A 15,869-nucleotide genomic window follows, 5' to 3' on the forward strand; every position below is an offset into this window, starting at 1 on the left:
AACCGCCAATTTACTTCATCTTCTCTGGTCTAACCCAGCGGCGGTTACCAATGTCTTTACAAAAAAGCTATTGCGCGGCCTGCCGATAGGCCAACGGCACGCGAACGCGGAACGCTGCGCCGCCTTGACCGGGCAAGTAGGTGATCTCTCCGCCAAGGCGCTGCATGATTTCCCGGCAGATCGCCAGACCCAATCCCGCCCCGCCGGCTTTGTCACCGCCGATCCGAGCGAATTTCTCGAACACCATCGACTGCGCCTCGGGAGGAATGCCGCTGCCGTTATCGGTGAAATCGACCACGACTTGTCCCCCTACATCATGGGCGGAAATCGTCAGAACCGGCTCATCCGCGTCGCAATACTTCTGGGCGTTCGTGATCAGATTGATGAAGACCTGCCCCAGACGATCAAGATCGGTATGGAGCGGCAGGCGTTCAGACGCGATTGAACGCCGAACGGTCAAAGTATGGCTTCCTCCGGCCAAAGCGCTGGAAACAGCCCGATCCAGCACGGACCGCAGCGTATCGCCACCCATGTTCAAACTGACCCGACCGCTTTCCAGAACGCTGAGGTCCAACAAATCGTCCAGCAGCCGCGTCAGGCGCAGCGCCTCGTCATGGATGATGGCGGCATAGCGCGTCTGTTCCTGGACGCTCAGCCCGTCCGTGTCGCGCATGATCTCGGAAAACGCCCGGATCGAGGTCATGGGGGTGCGCAATTCATGGCTGACCTGGCTGAGGAAACTGTCTTTCTGCTCTGAGATTTGGGTCAGCTTGGTATTGGCCTCGCGCAGTTGCCGTGCAGTGCGGCTGAGTTCGGCTGACTTCACCTCAAGCTGGCTGGAATATTCCAACAATTGCGCCGATTCGTCGGCCACCGCCAGCAGGTCTTCGACCGAAACCGACGAGCCTCCCACGATCTGACCGATCATCGCGTGGGCCGTCGCCGCCCCGACCGAACCGCTAAGTTCCCGTTCCAGCCGCTCCAGAAAGGCAGGTGTCGGCTCGGGTAGGCGCGTGCGGCCACCCTGTTGTTGGGCTTCGGCCTGAAAGAATTCCTGCGCAGGACCGGCCCCCAGAATCCGCTGGGTCATGATCATCAGGTCTTCGCTTTGTGCGACCGATCCACTCCAGCCACGTGGGGCAACGGAATGGTCAAATACATTGACGAATTGCGCGCCCTGCAACCGTTCCAGCGGGCTGGGAAAGCTCAGCAGCGAAGCCACGCAGAACGCCACCGTGTTCAACGACAGCGACCACATCACCGCGTGGACCATTGGATCCATGCCCTCGATCCCGAACAGCGCCTGCGGGCGTAACCAGCCCAGCCCGAAAGGTCCGTGCTGCAAGACGCTGTCGGTCATCAGGACACCGCCCATTCCGGGCAGCAACAACGTATATATCCAAAGCAGAAACCCGGTCGTCAGCCCCACAAGCGCGCCCGTCCGCGTGGCCCCTCTCCAGAACAACCCGCCGACCAAAGCGGGTAAGATTTGCGAAATTCCGGCAAAAGCCACCAACCCGATTGACGCAAGCGCCGCTCCTCCTCCTGACAATCGGTAATAATAGTACCCAAACGCCATGATCACCGCGATAGACACGCGTCGCGCCATCAAAACAACGTTGCGCACATCGCCCGAGACAGGTCCGCCCCCTTCCTGCGTGCTCAGCCAAATGGGCATAACCACATGGTTCGACACCATAGTCGACAGCGCCATGGCGGTGACGATCACCATGGATGTGGCCGACGAAAATCCTCCGATAAATGACAGCATGGCCAGCCATTCATTGCCCTGCGACAGCGGTACCGTCAGCACAAACAGATCGGGGTTCGAGCCGTCGGGCAACAGGTCAAGCCCGACCACGGCGATCGGCACCACGAACAGGCTCATCAACAGAAGATATAGCGGAAAGGCCCAGGCGGCAGTCCTCAGATGCGCTTCATCTGCGTTCTCGACGACCATGACCTGAAACATGCGGGGCAGACAGACAAAGGCCGCAGCGGACAGAAAGACAAAGGTTGTCCAGCGACCGGCATCGACGTTCCACTGACCTATCTCCGAGGCGTCAATACGGTCCATCATTGGCGCGACACCGCCGGCAATGCCCCAGACAACAAAGATGCCCACCGCCAGAAGCGCAAAAAGTTTGACGACGGATTCAACCGCAATTGCAGTGACCACGCCGTGGTGGCGCTCGTTGGCGTCCAGATTTCGCGTTCCAAACAAAATGGCGAAAACAGCCAGCCCTGCCGCAACCCAAAACACGCTTGATCCTTCGCGGTAAAGCCCTGTGGGGTCGGCCTCGGCAAAGATCGAAAAGGATAGTGTGATGGATTGCAGTTGCAGCGCGATATAAGGCGTGCCGCCTAGCACAGCCAGTATGGTCACGCCGATTGCCAGCGTGTTCGACTTGCCATACCGGGACGAGATCAGGTCGGCGATTGACGTCACCCGCTGACTGCGCCCCACCCGCACCAGTTTGCGTAAACCCCACCACCAGCTGATCATCACCAGCGTGGGGCCAAGATAGATCGTAACGAATTCCAGCCCCGAGCGGGCAGCATTGCCTACTGCGCCGTAAAAAGTCCAGGCAGTACAATAGATTGACAGAGACAGCGTATAGATCAGAGGTGAGCGCAACCACGCACCCTTGCCTGCCGCCGCCAACCGGTCCGCCGCAAAAGCGACGCCAAACAACAGCACGACATAGCCCAGACAAACAAGGATTAGAACGTTCAGCGTTGCCATTTGTCCGCATCCGATTCGGCGTCATCTCGGCTAGCGCTGCGCCTAGCTGCGAAGCCAAAGATCAAGCTGACCCCGATCAGCAGGCCCCAGCAAAAGAAAATGTAGAACATGGCCGAGGACAGGGGCACACCGTTGTCGCCTTCGGATTCCGGCCAAAGCAACGGAATGGCGATCAGCGCGGCCCCCAGAATCGGAAGCAGTCGCGCGGCGTCCATCAGCCGGCGGCGGCGGTAACTCTGGCGTTCCAGAAACAGCGAAGGCCGAACGCCCGGAGGCTGTCGATCCCCGCCGTTGCTCATGATTGCGTGGCCTGAGCGTGCAAGTCGCGTACGGCTGTCAGCACCTCGGCATTGGAAAACGGCTTAGTCATAAAGCGGCTGACCCCAGCATTTTCAGCCATCTCGCGGTCGCGCGATTGCCCGCGTGCGGTCAGCATCAAAACCGGCAAGCTGCGCATATCGTCCAGTTCGCGCAGGTCACGCAGAATGTCCATGCCACTTTTGCCCGGCAACATGACATCAAGAATCACCAGATCAGGCTGTGCGCCCTGGATCACCTCGATCGCGTCCGTCCCTTCCGAGTGCGTCTCGACCTGCCAACCCTCACGCGTCAACAGGAACCGAATGGCCTCGGCAATGTTGGGCTCATCCTCAATCAACAGAACCTTGCGGCTCATTTGTCGTATTCCTCCCCGAGACGGATCATCCATCCACAAACCGTCAGCGCCAGCTTACGCCGTCTGTCGGGAAACTGTCAAAAACCTTCGCTCAGAATCGATGGTTCGCGGCGCGACGCGCAATCATCGTTGGGGCACACCCGGCAACTGGGACCTACACGTGCGACGGCCTGATCACTGGGCTGACCCTCTTCAACCGACCGGACCAACATGACCGAATGGTAAACAGGCGCATCATCGTAGCCTGCGACCCCTTGCGGCCACGCGTAGGCAAAGCAATCGAACTCGGCAGCCGAGCGACCAAGCTGCACGATCCGGCGACGGATCGGAACCAGAGGGCGATTCAGCGCCTGAAACAGGGGCCAAAGGGGGCAGGCCTCGCCAAATCGGGGCATTGCGAAGCCCGGGACGGATTTGGTGAACAGGATGCTGCCGGATGCATCGCAAATAACCAGCCCTGTCGGTCGCCGCAGCACGCCTTCGGGCAAAGCCGCAAGTCGCCGCAGGACGGTCGCGATATCCACGTTGAATTGAGCAGCCAGTTTCAGCGGGTCTGGCTCTGCACCGTCCAGCACCGCTTTCACCGCGTCCAAAGGCATAGCACGTGCATCGGTTGCATAGACGTCCAGAAACCCGCGGGTCACAGTCCGGGCCGCCGTCGAAGCAAAACCGCTCAGGTCCAAGTCTGCAGGGTCCGCACCAGCCTCGATCTCGGGGAAATGATGGTCGTGACGTTCAAAGAACGCCTCAACATCTTCCAGCGGCACCCCGCGCCGATCATCGGTGGTTTCGGTGTCGTCCAGGTAAGCCACCAGCGATTTGGAGCTATCTGCCAACCTCTCCGCATCCTGGTGAAGGTTGCGGTGGAATCGATCCTGCCAATCAGGCTCAATCTCATGTGTTTCAGCCAGAATGGCAGCTGTGGACCGAATCGCGGCGGCGGTCGACAGCACCTCGTGCATCGAGGCCGCCAAATGCGGGTCATGGGTCAGACGGTCGGACAGGGTTTCAACGGTGCGTTCCAGCGAAACCACCCGGCGGTGCATCTGCGCCAGAACCCCCGCCCAACCGGGAAACCGCCCAGCAAATTCCTCAAGCGCATCAACCTCAGCCTGCTGACCAACTGCGTCTACCGCAGCCTCACGCAGGGCCGAGATTAGGGTGGCTTCGATCCCCTGCGTCAAGACCGAAGGCTCAACCGACAGAGCCGCCGCAATATCGACCAGCAATTTCCCCCCGATCCGGCGGCGATTATGTTCGATCAGGTTCAGGTAAGAAGCCGAAATACCCACACGGCGCGCCAGTTCGGCCTGACGTAGACCGGCGATCTGACGCCTTTCGCGGATTCGACTTCCTGTCAGCGCGTCCCTCATAGCTGCACTTTCCCTGTCATTGTTCGTGGAATTTTCGGAACTCTTGATATATTTCTATTACTTATAGTCAAATTTTCCCACCATCTTTACAACCTTAACAAAATCACAGGTCAAGCCAGGAACATATTCCCGGCCTTCCCCCTTCTCATCCCACTAAAATCCCGGCACCATAGCGGGATGAGCGACCCCGCCTTCGAATATGCCCCAATCGGCCTTGTCGAGCTGGAGAACCGGATCATCCGACGGTGCAACTTGCAATTCGCCCGCACCTTTGGCGGGGAAGAATTCGAGTACCGCAATATGCCTCTGCTGCACCTTTACCCCTCGGTCGCGGATTGGGAACGGATTGGCGCGCGCAGCCTTCAAGTGATGCGTGACACAGGATATTACACGGACGAACGGGTCATGCGGCGGCGTAATGGCGACCTGTTCTGGTGCCGTGCACGCGGTCGGTCCCTAACGCCGGACGACCCATTCCGGCATGGAATCTGGAGTTTTTCCGACATCTCGGAAGAACGCCCCTTGGTCGAGTTGACCACGCGCGAGCGCGAGGTCGCGATCCTGTCCTGCCGTGGCCTGTCCGCCAAGGAAATCGGCGTGGAACTGGGCCTGAGTTACCGCACCATCGAGGCCTACCGTGCCCGGCTGCTGGAGAAATTCGGAGCGCGAAAACTACCGGAATTGGTAGCGAAACTTTCTGGAATGCCGCTCTAGGTTTATTTCCCTACCGAAAACTTAACCAAACCCGGTTCAGACAGGCCGAGACGCGCTTTTCATGGCTGGACGCATAGATTATAACGCTGCGTAATCAGATCAAAGCCCGCAACTCACAGACGGGCCAAGGGGAACCGTCGAGGACACTCATGACAGACACTAAACACGAAGCGGATGTGGCATTCATCAAGGCTCTTGCCGAATTGCTACGCGAAAACGACCTGACCGAGTTGCAGGTCAAACGCGAATATGGCGAAGAAGACAGCCTGAACGTGCGCGTCAGCCGCATGAACCAAGCCGCAGCCGCTCCTGTTCAGGTTGCCGTCCCGGCAGCAGCCCCCGCTGCTGCCCCAGCAGCCGCACCTGCTGCTGCTCCGGCCGAAGCCCCTGCGGCAGCCGAAGACCCCGCCAGCCACCCCGGTGCCGTAACCTCGCCCATGGTGGGCACCGTTTACATGCAGCCCGAACCGGGCGCGCCTGCCTTTATCTCGGTCGGTGCGTCGGTGTCCGAGGGCGACACGCTGCTGATCGTGGAAGCGATGAAAACCATGAACCACATCCATGCGCCGAAATCCGGCACCATCAAGCGTATTTTGGTGGGCGACGGCGACGCTGTGGAATTCGGCACGCCTCTGGTCATCGTTGAGTAAGGCGGGCCCATGTTCGACAAAATCCTGATTGCCAATCGAGGCGAGATCGCCCTGCGCGTCATCCGCGCCGCGCGCGAGATGGGGATTAAGACGGTCGCCGTGCATTCGACAGCCGACAGCGACGCGATGCATGTGCGCATGGCAGACGAGTCGGTTTGCATCGGCCCTCCGCCCAGCCCGCAAAGCTATCTGTCCGTGCCCGCTATCATCTCAGCCTGCGAGATCACCGGCGCGCAGGCGATCCATCCCGGCTATGGCTTCCTTTCCGAGAATGCCGAGTTCGTGCAGATCGTAGAAGATCATGGCATAACTTTCATCGGCCCGACCGCCGAACATATCCGCGTCATGGGTGACAAGATCACCGCCAAGGACACGATGAAAGAACTGGGCGTGCCTTGCGTTCCGGGTTCCGACGGCGGCGTCCCCACGCTGGAAGACGCCAAACGTATCGGCGAGGAATTTGGCTATCCCGTCATCATCAAAGCCACCGCCGGTGGCGGCGGACGCGGCATGAAAGTCGCGATGAACGCGGATGAGATGGAAAGCGCCTTCATGACCGCGCGTGCCGAAGGCAAGGCTGCCTTTGGCAATGACGAGGTCTATATCGAGAAATACCTTACCACGCCGCGCCATATCGAGATTCAGGTCTTTGGTGATGGCAAGGGCAATGCCGTCCATCTGGGCGAACGCGATTGTTCCCTGCAGCGCCGCCACCAGAAAGTGTTTGAAGAGGCCCCCGGGCCATGCATCACCCCCGAGGAACGCGCCAAGATCGGCAAGGTCTGCGCGGACGCGGTGGCCAAGATCAACTATATCGGCGCGGGTACAATCGAGTTCCTGTACGAAAACGGCGAGTTCTATTTCATCGAAATGAACACCCGCCTGCAGGTGGAACACCCGGTGACCGAGGGCATTTTCGGCGTCGATCTGGTGCGCGAGCAAATCCGCGTGGCGGCCGGCGAAGACATGTCGTTTGGTCAAGACGATCTGGAGATCAATGGCCACGCCATCGAAGTTCGGATCAACGCGGAAAAGCTGCCCAACTTCTCGCCCTGCCCCGGCAAGATCACAGCGTATCACGCGCCGGGTGGTCTGGGCGTACGGATGGATTCGGCGCTCTATGACGGCTATTCGATCCCGCCCTACTACGACTCGTTGATTGCCAAGCTGATCGTACAGGGCCGCGACCGGGCCGAGGCGCTAGCGCGTCTGGAACGTGCCTTGGGCGAGCTGATCGTGGACGGGATCGACACCACCGTGCCTCTGTTCCACGCCTTGCTGCAAGAGCCTGATCTTCACAGCGGTGACTACAACATCCACTGGCTGGAGCACTGGCTTGCGGAGAACATGGCCGATTAACACAACCCGGTCGAAGGGCCTTGGCCTTTCGACCGCGGGACGTCCTGCATGAGCCTCTCGCCGGAACTTTTGCTACATGGCTATTCCGTCGGCATTTTTCCGATGGCCGAGCACCGCGACGACCCGGAGTTGTTCTGGGTCGATCCCAAGTTTCGCGGCGTGTTTCCGCTGGACGGGTTTCACATTTCTCGCAGTCTGGCGCGGCGGATGCGCAAATGCGGATTCTCGATCAGCATCAATCAAGACTTCGCTTCGGTGGTCGATGGCTGTGCCGACCGCGCAGATACGTGGATCAATAGCGAATTGCACCGGCTCTACCAACAGCTTCACCGCTCGGGCCATGCGCATTCACTGGAGGTGTGGGACGAATCCGCGTTGGTTGGCGGCGTCTATGGCGTGACCCTTGGCGCAGCTTTCTTTGGTGAGAGCATGTTTTCCCGCCGCACGGATGCGTCGAAAATCGCGTTGGCCTATCTGATTGACCGGCTGCGAAGAACCGGATTCCAGCTATTCGACACGCAGTTTTTGACAGCGCACTTGGCCTCTCTGGGCGCGATTGAGATACCGCGCGTGCAATACCGGCAGGAACTGGAAGAGGCAATCAAACTTGAGGCTGACTTTGTCGCGGCTTTGGATCAATCCGCTGAAGGCGTGATACAACGGATGACCCAGACGTCATAGCGCGCGTGATCCAGGGCGTTCAACGCCGGAGCTGTCGCAATCATCCAACCGTCAAACAGTTGATCTGTCTTACCATTTTCCCAAATCGTCAGATAGGCAAAAGCGTCACCGGTCGGGTTCTCGGCCGGATATCGGCAGTCGCCCAAGGCGACATCCAGACCAAAGATTGCCTCGGTCTGACCATTTTGCATCTGGATATCCACGGTCTGGCCGCTGACTTTGTCCAACCCGCGCAACATCGCGCCCGGCCCGGATTGGACCTTTTGCTGGGCCGAAACGCCCGTTGCGGTCAACAATGCCGCGACAAGGGCTGCGCGTCGCATCAGCTGCCGTCCCCGGCAACGAATTTAACCAGCAAAGAGATCAGGCTGACCGCGCCCTGCGTGTCGGTAACTTCGTCACCCGGCTCAAAATAAAAGGGCGAACCACCAGGCATTACCTCAACGAAGTTGCCGCCCAGCAGCCCTTCGGAGGAAATCACGATCGCGCTGTCATCAGGCACCAGAATGCCGTCCGATATCGAAAAGGTTGTATCTGCGCGGTAGGTATCGGAATTTAGGGTTACCCCCGTCACAGTTCCGATTTTAACCCCGGCAAGGCGCACATCTGTCCCTACGCCCACGCCCTCCAGCGACCGGAACGAGGCCCCCAGTTCGTACCCTGTACCGCCCTGCGACAGGCCAGTGGATTGACTGGCATAGATGCCAAACGCAACGGCACAGGCTAAAACAGCGCCGCCAACTAGGACTTCGGTTACGTTATAGCTCGACATAAATTGCCTCGTTTATTCGGGGCTCCAGGCCTCGTAATCGGAACGTTCAATCGGGTCCGGGCGGCGCAGCGACCCAGCCGGTGCATATGCCAGCGCCGAGCCCGTCAGGTTTTCCTGATGCGGTTTTTCCCATGATTTATGCGCCAGCGGCTTGTCGGTCGGTGGTTCATCCCACGTGCGGTGCAGCCAACCGTGCCAGTCAGGATCAATGCGGCTGGCTTCGGCCTCACCATTGAAGATCACCCAGCGCTTGCTGTCATCGGCGTTGCGATAAAAGACGTTACCCTGGTCATCTTCGCCAACCTTCTCACCCTTGCGTGCAGTATAGATCTGCGTGTTCAAGGTCGCCCCGTTCCACCAAGTCACGGCTCGCAAGAGATTGTTCAGGATACCCATGGGCTGCCTCCGGCAATTCTGTTTCCGCAGATATGGACCAAAGGCGCGCCAAGGTCCAGTCTCACAAGGATCACACCTGTCATTCCGGCAGATATGCGGTCACTTCGATTTCAATCCGGTATTTCGGGTCGATCAACCCACATTCGATCATCGTTGCCGCCGGTGGGTTCGCGCCGAATGTCTCGCTCAGGATTGGCCAGCAGGGTTCGAACTCGGCCTTGTCAGGCAACATGTACGTCACGCGGACCACGTCAGCAAACCCAGCTCCGGCCTCAGCCAGCGCCTTTTCAATGATCGTCAACGCCGAACGGCACTGCTCGACCACGTCATTGCCTTGCCCGACCGTGCCCGCAACATGGACCCAGCCACCTGCAACAACAGCCCGGCAATATCCGAGTTTGGCTTCAAACTCACCACCGGACGAAATACGTTTGATCATTCCTGCGCCTCACAAGAAAACGGCGCGGAAAACCGCGCCGTATGTGTTTGAAATTAAGCGGTTTACCCGGCTGACGCAGATTCCGCTGCATCCGCATAGATGATGAGCGGTTGCGACTCTGAGGTCACGGCCTCTTCGTTGACCACAACTTCGGTCACGTTTTTCAGACCTGGAAGTTCGAACATCGTATCCAGCAGGATATCTTCCAGGATCGAGCGCAGACCACGTGCCCCGGTTTTCCGTTCGATCGCCTTCTTGGCAATCGCCTTAAGTGCGTCATCGGTAAAGGCCAGCTCGGCATCTTCCAGCTCGAACAGACGCTGGTATTGCTTGACCAGCGCGTTCTTGGGCTTGGTCAGGATCGTAACCAGAGCATCCTCGTCCAGATCCTCAAGCGTTGCCAGAACCGGCAGACGGCCAACGAATTCCGGGATCAAGCCGAATTTCAACAGATCTTCGGGCTCAAGATCTTTGAAAATCTCGCCCACGCCCCGGTCATCATTGTCACGCACATCAGCACCAAAGCCCATGGCCGAACCTTTGCCGCGCTGCGCGATGATCTTGTCCAGACCCGCAAATGCGCCACCGCAGATGAACAGGATATTCGTGGTGTCCACCTGCAGGAATTCCTGCTGCGGATGCTTGCGTCCGCCCTGCGGCGGAACGCTGGCCACTGTGCCTTCCATCAGTTTCAGAAGCGCTTGCTGCACGCCCTCACCCGATACGTCGCGGGTGATCGAGGGGTTTTCGGACTTGCGCGTGATCTTGTCGACTTCGTCAATATAGACGATGCCGCGTTGCGCACGCTCGACATTGTATTCCGACGCTTGCAGCAGTTTCAGAATGATGTTCTCGACATCCTCGCCCACATACCCGGCTTCGGTCAGGGTCGTCGCATCCGCCATGGTGAAGGGCACATCCAGAATACGCGCCAGCGTCTGGGCCAGCAGCGTCTTGCCGCAGCCGGTCGGGCCGATCAGCAGAATGTTGGACTTCGCCAGCTCAATATCGCTGCCCGCTTTCTGAGCATGGTTTAGACGTTTGTAGTGATTGTGAACCGCAACCGACAGAACGCGCTTGGCGGTGGCCTGACCGATCACGTAATCGTCTAGAACCTCGCAGATATCCTTGGGCGTCGGCACCCCGTCGCTGGACTTCAGGCCACTGGCCTTGGTCTCTTCGCGGATGATGTCCATGCACAGTTCGACGCATTCGTCACAGATGAATACTGTGGGTCCGGCAATCAGCTTGCGCACCTCATGCTGGCTCTTGCCGCAAAAGCTGCAATAGAGCGTATTTTTGCCGTCGCCGCCTGAATTCGTCGCCATGTTATACCTTTCGGGCTTCGTCTCTGCGGCCCCGCCCGGGGCCGCGTTTGCCGCTTGTTGGTGCAGCTTAGGCCACCACCGGGGCGGCTACAATCTCAAAAATGTACCCAACGTGGTCAACACGGGCACAGATTCCTACGCGTCGTCCCCGTCCATTTTTGCACGATTTTCGACGATTTCGTCGATATGGCCCCATTCTTTTGCTTCCTCCGGGCTCATGAAATTGTCACGGTCCAGCGCCTTTTCAACCGCCTTTTTTGTCTGTCCTGTATGGCGCACGTAAATGTCATACAGACGATCCTTCAGCTTTTGCGTCTCGGCCGCGTGGATCATGATATCGCTGGCCTGACCCTGATAACCACCGCTGGGCTGGTGCACCATGATCCGGCTGTTGGGCAGCGAAAAGCGCATCCCCTTCTCGCCCCCGGCCAGCAGAACCGACCCCATCGAGGCCGCCTGACCGATCACCAATGTCGAACATTTCGGCTTGATATACTGCATTGTGTCGTAGATCGACAAACCGCTGGTCACAACGCCGCCGGGCGAATTAATGTAGATCGAGATTTCCTTGTTCGGGTTCTCGGCCTCAAGATGCAGCAACTGGGCCACGATCAAATGGCTCATCCCGTCATGGATCGGGCCGTTGATGAAAATGATCCGCTCTTTCAGAAGGCGCGAGAAAATATCATAGGCGCGTTCACCACGGCTTGTCTGTTCGACCACCATGGGGACGAGCGTATTCATATAGGTATCAACGGGATCGAACATACGGAACCTGCCTGCTTTGCTATGGATCGGGACAATACCCGAAGAAACGTTACCCGAGTCTTAGTGCTGCCACTGAGGGGCTGCAAGGGGGGCCAAAGACTTCTGTATCTTCTTGTGCAAATGAGATCGTTCGGACTCGAAAAACACGCATCTTGCACACAGAGCCTCACAATCATGTGCAAGCATCATCCCATCACGTCATTTTGATTCATGCATATGGGGGCAATTGGTCAAAATACAGGCAGACGGCCTCCGCGCAGCGGAGATCATTGAAAATCGAAAACACTCGCCCGTCGACCGGGCCCACAAGGAAAATATTAATGGCACTGCCCCAGATTTCACAGGATATGTCACCTCAGAACCTCGAACAGATCGCGGGGAACGCAACGGACGCGTCGAACTTCCTGAAAGCCATTAGCCACGAAGGGCGGCTGATGATCTTGTGCCATTTGGTCTCTGGCGAAAAATCGGTCACCGAACTGGAAGAACTTTTGTCGGCGCGACAAGCCGCAGTGTCCCAACAACTGTCTCGCCTGCGTCTTGAGGGGCTGGTCTCGCCCCGACGCGAGGGCAAGGCGATCTTCTACCGTTTGGCAGATGATCGCCCCCGCCGGATGCTGGAACTTGTCTACGAACTGTTTTGCACCGAAGAAGCGGCCTAAGCGCGGCTCAGGACCCGCTGGCGCAATTCACGTAGCCCTGCGCCATCCCCAATAACATAGCCGAGTAATGATCGGCTCCGGGGGTGACGTCGACGCCAAGCGGGTCCAGTTCGTAAACACCGGCACCAGAACCTTCGATCGCTGTCTCGACAAGGCGCGTGTCGTATTGAGGTTCGGCGAAGGCACATTGGATTGAATCCTCTGCTACCTTCTCTTGCAGCGCGGCCAGTCGCGCAGGCCCAGGGTTGGACGCGTCGCCGAGACTTACGGAGCCAGATGTTTGCAGTCCAAAGCGGTTTTCGAAATACTGATAGGCGTCGTGGAACGTAATAAACCGGTGATCCTGCATCCCAGCGATTTCAGTAGCGATCTGGGCTTCCAACTCAAGCAGCTCCGCTTTGGCGCGCTCTGCATTTTCCCTGTAAATGGCGGCGTTCTCAGGGTCTGACGTGGCCAGCGCCTCAGCAATGACATGGACCCAAACACGCCCGTTTGCAGGGTCGAGCCAAGCGTGCGGGTCGACGCCTTCATGATCGTGACCATGGTCATCATGGCCTGCGTGCTCGTCATGATCTTCGTCTTGGCTGGCGTGGTCATCATGATCTTCATGCGCCGCGTGCTCATCATCTTTGTCATGACCGTCATGATCGTCATGCCCCACATGTTCTTCATGATCTTTGTGATCGTCATGCCCGGCGTGATCGTCATGTTCTTCGTGTTCATCATGCGAATCGTGACCATCGTGGCCCGCATGGTCATCATGATCGTCGTGAACATCTGCAACCACGTCGCGGAATTCATACAGCACTGTACCTTCCGAATCCAACAACGTGACGAGGCGCGCATCGCCCGATAGCGCAGCCAGCGGCTTCTCCATCCATGGTGTTAGCTCTTCGCCGACCCAGAACACGACATCGGCAGATTGTAACGCCCGCGCCTCGGATGGGCGCATGGCGTGGTTATGCGGCGAAGATCCAGCCGGGATGATCAGCGCCGGCTCTCCAACACCGTTCATGACCTGCGCGACCAACGAATGAACAGGCGCAATATCCGTCGCTACTTTAGGCGGCTCGGCGACCGCCTGACTTGCCAACACAGAGCCCACAGCACAAAGAACTGACCGTCGCATATTTACCCTCGAGTGATATGTTATTACATTTCTTGGTCGCTTGATATGCCCGACGTTATAACATATCAAGCCAAAAATAATTCGGAGCACCGGATGAGCACCGTCGGTTTCAGACAGCACGATCACGCCCATTGCGTACATACCGCCCTCGCCCAAGCTGAGGCGAAATGCAAAGCAAAACGTTTGCAATTTACGCCAGTTCGACGGCGGGTTCTTGAGATTTTGCTGGAAAAACACAAGGCTATGGGTGCTTATGACATCCTGGCCGTGCTGGCTGCGGAAGGCATGGGGTCACAACCCCCCGTGGCCTATCGGGCACTGGATTTTCTGGTGCAACACGGCTTTGTCCACCGCATTGAGCAGCTCAATGCCTATGCAGCATGCGCGCACCCCACCCATGATCACGTACCAGCCTTTTTGATTTGCCGATCTTGCAAAGCGGTCGCCGAAACCGAAACCGAACTGACGCAGGGCCGTCTGGGCGTTGCCGCAAACACATCCGGCTTTCAAATCGAACGCGTCGTGGTCGAGGCTGAAGGCCTGTGCCCGGAATGTATTGGAACACAGGCGTGACGACCCCACTGATCACTCTCAAAGACCTGACGATCCGGGTGGATGGGCGCACAATTCTGGAAAACGTCAACGCATCGGTGTCCGAGGCTGAGATCGTGACGATTGTCGGCCCGAACGGGTCGGGCAAATCGACCTTGTTGCGCGCCATGATCGGTGCAATCCCACCAGCAGAAGGAACAGTCCACCGTGCGCCAAACCTGCGTGTTGGATATGTCCCTCAAAAATTGGCTTTGGATGCGGCCCTGCCGATGACCGTTCAGCGTTTCCTCGGCCTGCCCCGACGGGTCTCGGCGCAAGAGGCGGTTCAGGCCCTTGAATTGGCCGGTGTACCGGATCTCAGAAACCGGCAAATGACCAAACTGTCCGGCGGGCAGTTCCAGCGTGTCCTTCTAGCCCGCGCCCTTTTGGAGAAACCCCAAGTGCTTTTGCTGGATGAGGCTACGCAAGGGTTGGATCAACCGGGTGCCGCGGCCTTTTACCAAAGGATCGAGCAGGTGCGTCACGATATCGGCTGCGCGGTCGTCATGGTTAGCCACGATCTGCACGTGGTCATGGCGGCCTCGGACCGGGTTCTGTGCCTGAACGGACATATCTGCTGTGAAGGGTCGCCGCGAACGGTTGCTGATGCGCCTGAATACCGTGCGCTGTTCGGCAGTGGCACTAAGGGGACCATGGCGCTCTACCAGCATCAGCACAGTCATTCGCATGACCATGATCACTCGCATGATGAGGCACATTGATGCTGGATGACTTCATGGTGCGCGCAGCGCTGGCTGGTGTTGGCGTGGCGATTGCCGCGGCCCCTTTGGGTTGTTTCGTCGTTTGGCGCCGAATGGCTTATATGGGAGAAGCCACGGCCCATGCCTCGGTCCTTGGGGTCGCGCTGTCGCTTGCTTTCTCGCTTCCGCTTCTGCCCGCGATCCTGGCCTCGGCCCTTACCATGGGTTTGGCCGTAACGTTGTTGCGCGGCAAAGGTTTTGCCATGGACACTTTGCTGGGCGTCATCGCACATACCGCGCTGGCGGCAGGTCTGGTGACGGTGGCGCTGTTGTCAGATGTACGTCTTGACCTGAACGCTTTTCTGTTTGGCGACATTCTGGCCGTGACCAAAGGGGACCTTGCCACCATCTGGATCGGAGGAGCGCTGATCCTGACAGTGATGACACTCAGGTGGTCTGCTTTGCTGGTCGCCACGCTGAACCCCGATCTGGCCTATGCATCAGGCATCGACCCCAAACGCGAGGAGCTTTGGCTGACCCTCGCCATGGCGCTGGCCGTTGCAGTCGCAATCAAAGTGGTTGGCATCCTGCTGATCGCCGCACTGTTGGTCATTCCGGCAGCCGGGGCGCGGTCGCTGGTCAAAACCCCGGAAAGCATGGCTGTTTTCGCCGCCGTGATCGGGTCCCTCGCCGCTTTGGGTGGGCTCGGCGGTGCCTATCTGGCCGACACACCGGCGGGTCCCAGCATCGTCTGTGCCGCCGCTATAATCTTCCTGCTGACCGCACTTTTTGGCCCTTTCATCCGCAAGGACTGATTCCGCTGCAAAACGCTGGTTTCGCTTTTGAAAAACTGCTAGGCACGGCATAGCAAACACCTATGGAGA

General features: G+C 58.3%; 19 protein-coding genes. 8 read left to right on the forward strand and 11 right to left on the reverse strand.

Features of this window, described 5'->3' with window-relative positions:
• Positions 1-67 precede the first annotated feature (67 nt).
• The 4 genes from ACR3E7_RS08705 to ACR3E7_RS08720 form a co-directional block, all read right to left on the reverse strand.
• A complete protein-coding gene (locus tag ACR3E7_RS08705) occupies positions 68-2,746 on the reverse strand; it encodes an ATP-binding protein (RefSeq protein WP_480502732.1) in 2,679 nt (892 codons plus the stop codon).
• On the reverse strand, positions 2,734-3,045 hold the full coding sequence (locus ACR3E7_RS08710) for a hypothetical protein (RefSeq protein ID WP_170770069.1): 312 nt from the start codon (positions 3,043-3,045) through the stop codon (positions 2,734-2,736). Before ACR3E7_RS08710 ends, ACR3E7_RS08705 begins: the two co-directional genes overlap by 13 nt.
• Positions 3,042-3,422 carry a response regulator transcription factor gene (locus tag ACR3E7_RS08715; RefSeq protein WP_170770068.1) on the reverse strand — a complete coding sequence of 127 codons (381 nt, stop codon included), beginning with the start codon at positions 3,420-3,422 and terminating at the stop codon, positions 3,042-3,044. The genes ACR3E7_RS08710 and ACR3E7_RS08715 overlap by 4 nt, the downstream gene beginning before the upstream one ends.
• Before the next feature lie 77 nt (positions 3,423-3,499).
• The gene (locus tag ACR3E7_RS08720; RefSeq protein ID WP_480502733.1) at positions 3,500-4,795 is read right to left on the reverse strand and encodes a helix-turn-helix domain-containing protein; all 1,296 of its coding nucleotides are present in this window, start codon (positions 4,793-4,795) and stop codon (positions 3,500-3,502) included.
• A gap of 177 nt (positions 4,796-4,972) precedes the next feature.
• Here ACR3E7_RS08720 and ACR3E7_RS08725 point away from each other — a divergent pair, with 177 nt between their 5' ends.
• The 4 genes from ACR3E7_RS08725 (at position 4,973) to aat (ending at position 8,199) form a co-directional block, all read left to right on the forward strand.
• Positions 4,973-5,509 (forward strand): LuxR C-terminal-related transcriptional regulator, encoded by a 537-nt coding sequence (locus tag ACR3E7_RS08725; protein WP_170770066.1) that lies wholly within the window; start codon positions 4,973-4,975, stop codon positions 5,507-5,509.
• A 149-nt stretch (positions 5,510-5,658) separates the two neighbouring features.
• The gene (gene accB, locus ACR3E7_RS08730; protein ID WP_170770065.1) at positions 5,659-6,159 is read left to right on the forward strand and encodes an acetyl-CoA carboxylase biotin carboxyl carrier protein; all 501 of its coding nucleotides are present in this window, start codon (positions 5,659-5,661) and stop codon (positions 6,157-6,159) included.
• 9 nt (positions 6,160-6,168) lie between these two features.
• Positions 6,169-7,518, forward strand: a complete 1,350-nt coding sequence (gene accC / locus ACR3E7_RS08735; protein WP_170782801.1) for an acetyl-CoA carboxylase biotin carboxylase subunit — start codon at positions 6,169-6,171, stop codon at positions 7,516-7,518.
• A gap of 48 nt (positions 7,519-7,566) precedes the next feature.
• On the forward strand, positions 7,567-8,199 hold the full coding sequence (gene aat / locus ACR3E7_RS08740; RefSeq protein ID WP_480502734.1) for a leucyl/phenylalanyl-tRNA--protein transferase: 633 nt from the start codon (positions 7,567-7,569) through the stop codon (positions 8,197-8,199).
• Here the strand turns inward: aat and ACR3E7_RS08745 are convergent.
• The 6 genes from ACR3E7_RS08745 to ACR3E7_RS08770 all read right to left on the reverse strand — a co-directional run bounded on the left by ACR3E7_RS08745 (position 8,154) and on the right by ACR3E7_RS08770 (position 11,902).
• A complete protein-coding gene (locus ACR3E7_RS08745) occupies positions 8,154-8,522 on the reverse strand; it encodes a DUF2155 domain-containing protein (protein WP_170770062.1) in 369 nt (122 codons plus the stop codon). The genes aat and ACR3E7_RS08745 overlap by 46 nt on opposite strands.
• The gene (gene mlaD, locus ACR3E7_RS08750; protein WP_170770061.1) at positions 8,522-8,971 is read right to left on the reverse strand and encodes an outer membrane lipid asymmetry maintenance protein MlaD; all 450 of its coding nucleotides are present in this window, start codon (positions 8,969-8,971) and stop codon (positions 8,522-8,524) included. The genes ACR3E7_RS08745 and mlaD overlap by 1 nt, the downstream gene beginning before the upstream one ends.
• Positions 8,972-8,983: 12 nt before the next feature.
• Complete coding sequence (locus tag ACR3E7_RS08755; protein WP_170770060.1) at positions 8,984-9,367, reverse strand: NADH:ubiquinone oxidoreductase subunit NDUFA12; 384 nt, start codon at positions 9,365-9,367, stop codon at positions 8,984-8,986.
• Positions 9,368-9,446: 79 nt separating this feature from the next.
• The gene (locus ACR3E7_RS08760) at positions 9,447-9,806 is read right to left on the reverse strand and encodes a RidA family protein (RefSeq protein ID WP_170790443.1); all 360 of its coding nucleotides are present in this window, start codon (positions 9,804-9,806) and stop codon (positions 9,447-9,449) included.
• 62 nt (positions 9,807-9,868) lie between these two features.
• Positions 9,869-11,134, reverse strand: a complete 1,266-nt coding sequence (clpX, locus tag ACR3E7_RS08765; protein ID WP_170770058.1) for an ATP-dependent Clp protease ATP-binding subunit ClpX — start codon at positions 11,132-11,134, stop codon at positions 9,869-9,871.
• A gap of 135 nt (positions 11,135-11,269) precedes the next feature.
• Positions 11,270-11,902, reverse strand: coding sequence for an ATP-dependent Clp protease proteolytic subunit (locus ACR3E7_RS08770; RefSeq protein WP_170770057.1), 633 nt, complete (start codon positions 11,900-11,902; stop codon positions 11,270-11,272).
• A 320-nt stretch (positions 11,903-12,222) separates the two neighbouring features.
• Between ACR3E7_RS08770 and ACR3E7_RS08775 the strand changes: the two genes are divergently transcribed.
• On the forward strand, positions 12,223-12,564 hold the full coding sequence (locus tag ACR3E7_RS08775; protein WP_480502735.1) for an ArsR/SmtB family transcription factor: 342 nt from the start codon (positions 12,223-12,225) through the stop codon (positions 12,562-12,564).
• Between the two features lie 7 nt (positions 12,565-12,571).
• Here the strand turns inward: ACR3E7_RS08775 and ACR3E7_RS08780 are convergent, their stop codons facing one another.
• A complete protein-coding gene (locus ACR3E7_RS08780) occupies positions 12,572-13,693 on the reverse strand; it encodes a zinc ABC transporter substrate-binding protein (RefSeq protein WP_480502736.1) in 1,122 nt (373 codons plus the stop codon).
• A gap of 93 nt (positions 13,694-13,786) precedes the next feature.
• On the opposite strand from ACR3E7_RS08780, the gene ACR3E7_RS08785 reads away from it, so the two are divergent.
• From ACR3E7_RS08785 to ACR3E7_RS08795, 3 genes are read left to right on the forward strand one after another with little or no spacing between them, the layout of a single operon-like run.
• A complete protein-coding gene (locus ACR3E7_RS08785; RefSeq protein ID WP_480502737.1) occupies positions 13,787-14,266 on the forward strand; it encodes a Fur family transcriptional regulator in 480 nt (159 codons plus the stop codon).
• Positions 14,245-15,006, forward strand: coding sequence for a metal ABC transporter ATP-binding protein (locus tag ACR3E7_RS08790; RefSeq protein WP_480506575.1), 762 nt, complete (start codon positions 14,245-14,247; stop codon positions 15,004-15,006). Before ACR3E7_RS08785 ends, ACR3E7_RS08790 begins: the two co-directional genes overlap by 22 nt.
• Positions 15,006-15,800 (forward strand): metal ABC transporter permease, encoded by a 795-nt coding sequence (locus ACR3E7_RS08795; protein WP_170790437.1) that lies wholly within the window; start codon positions 15,006-15,008, stop codon positions 15,798-15,800. Before ACR3E7_RS08790 ends, ACR3E7_RS08795 begins: the two co-directional genes overlap by 1 nt.
• Positions 15,801-15,869 lie beyond the last annotated feature (69 nt).

The sequence above is a fragment of the Ruegeria sp. BK1 genome, from assembly GCF_056535645.1.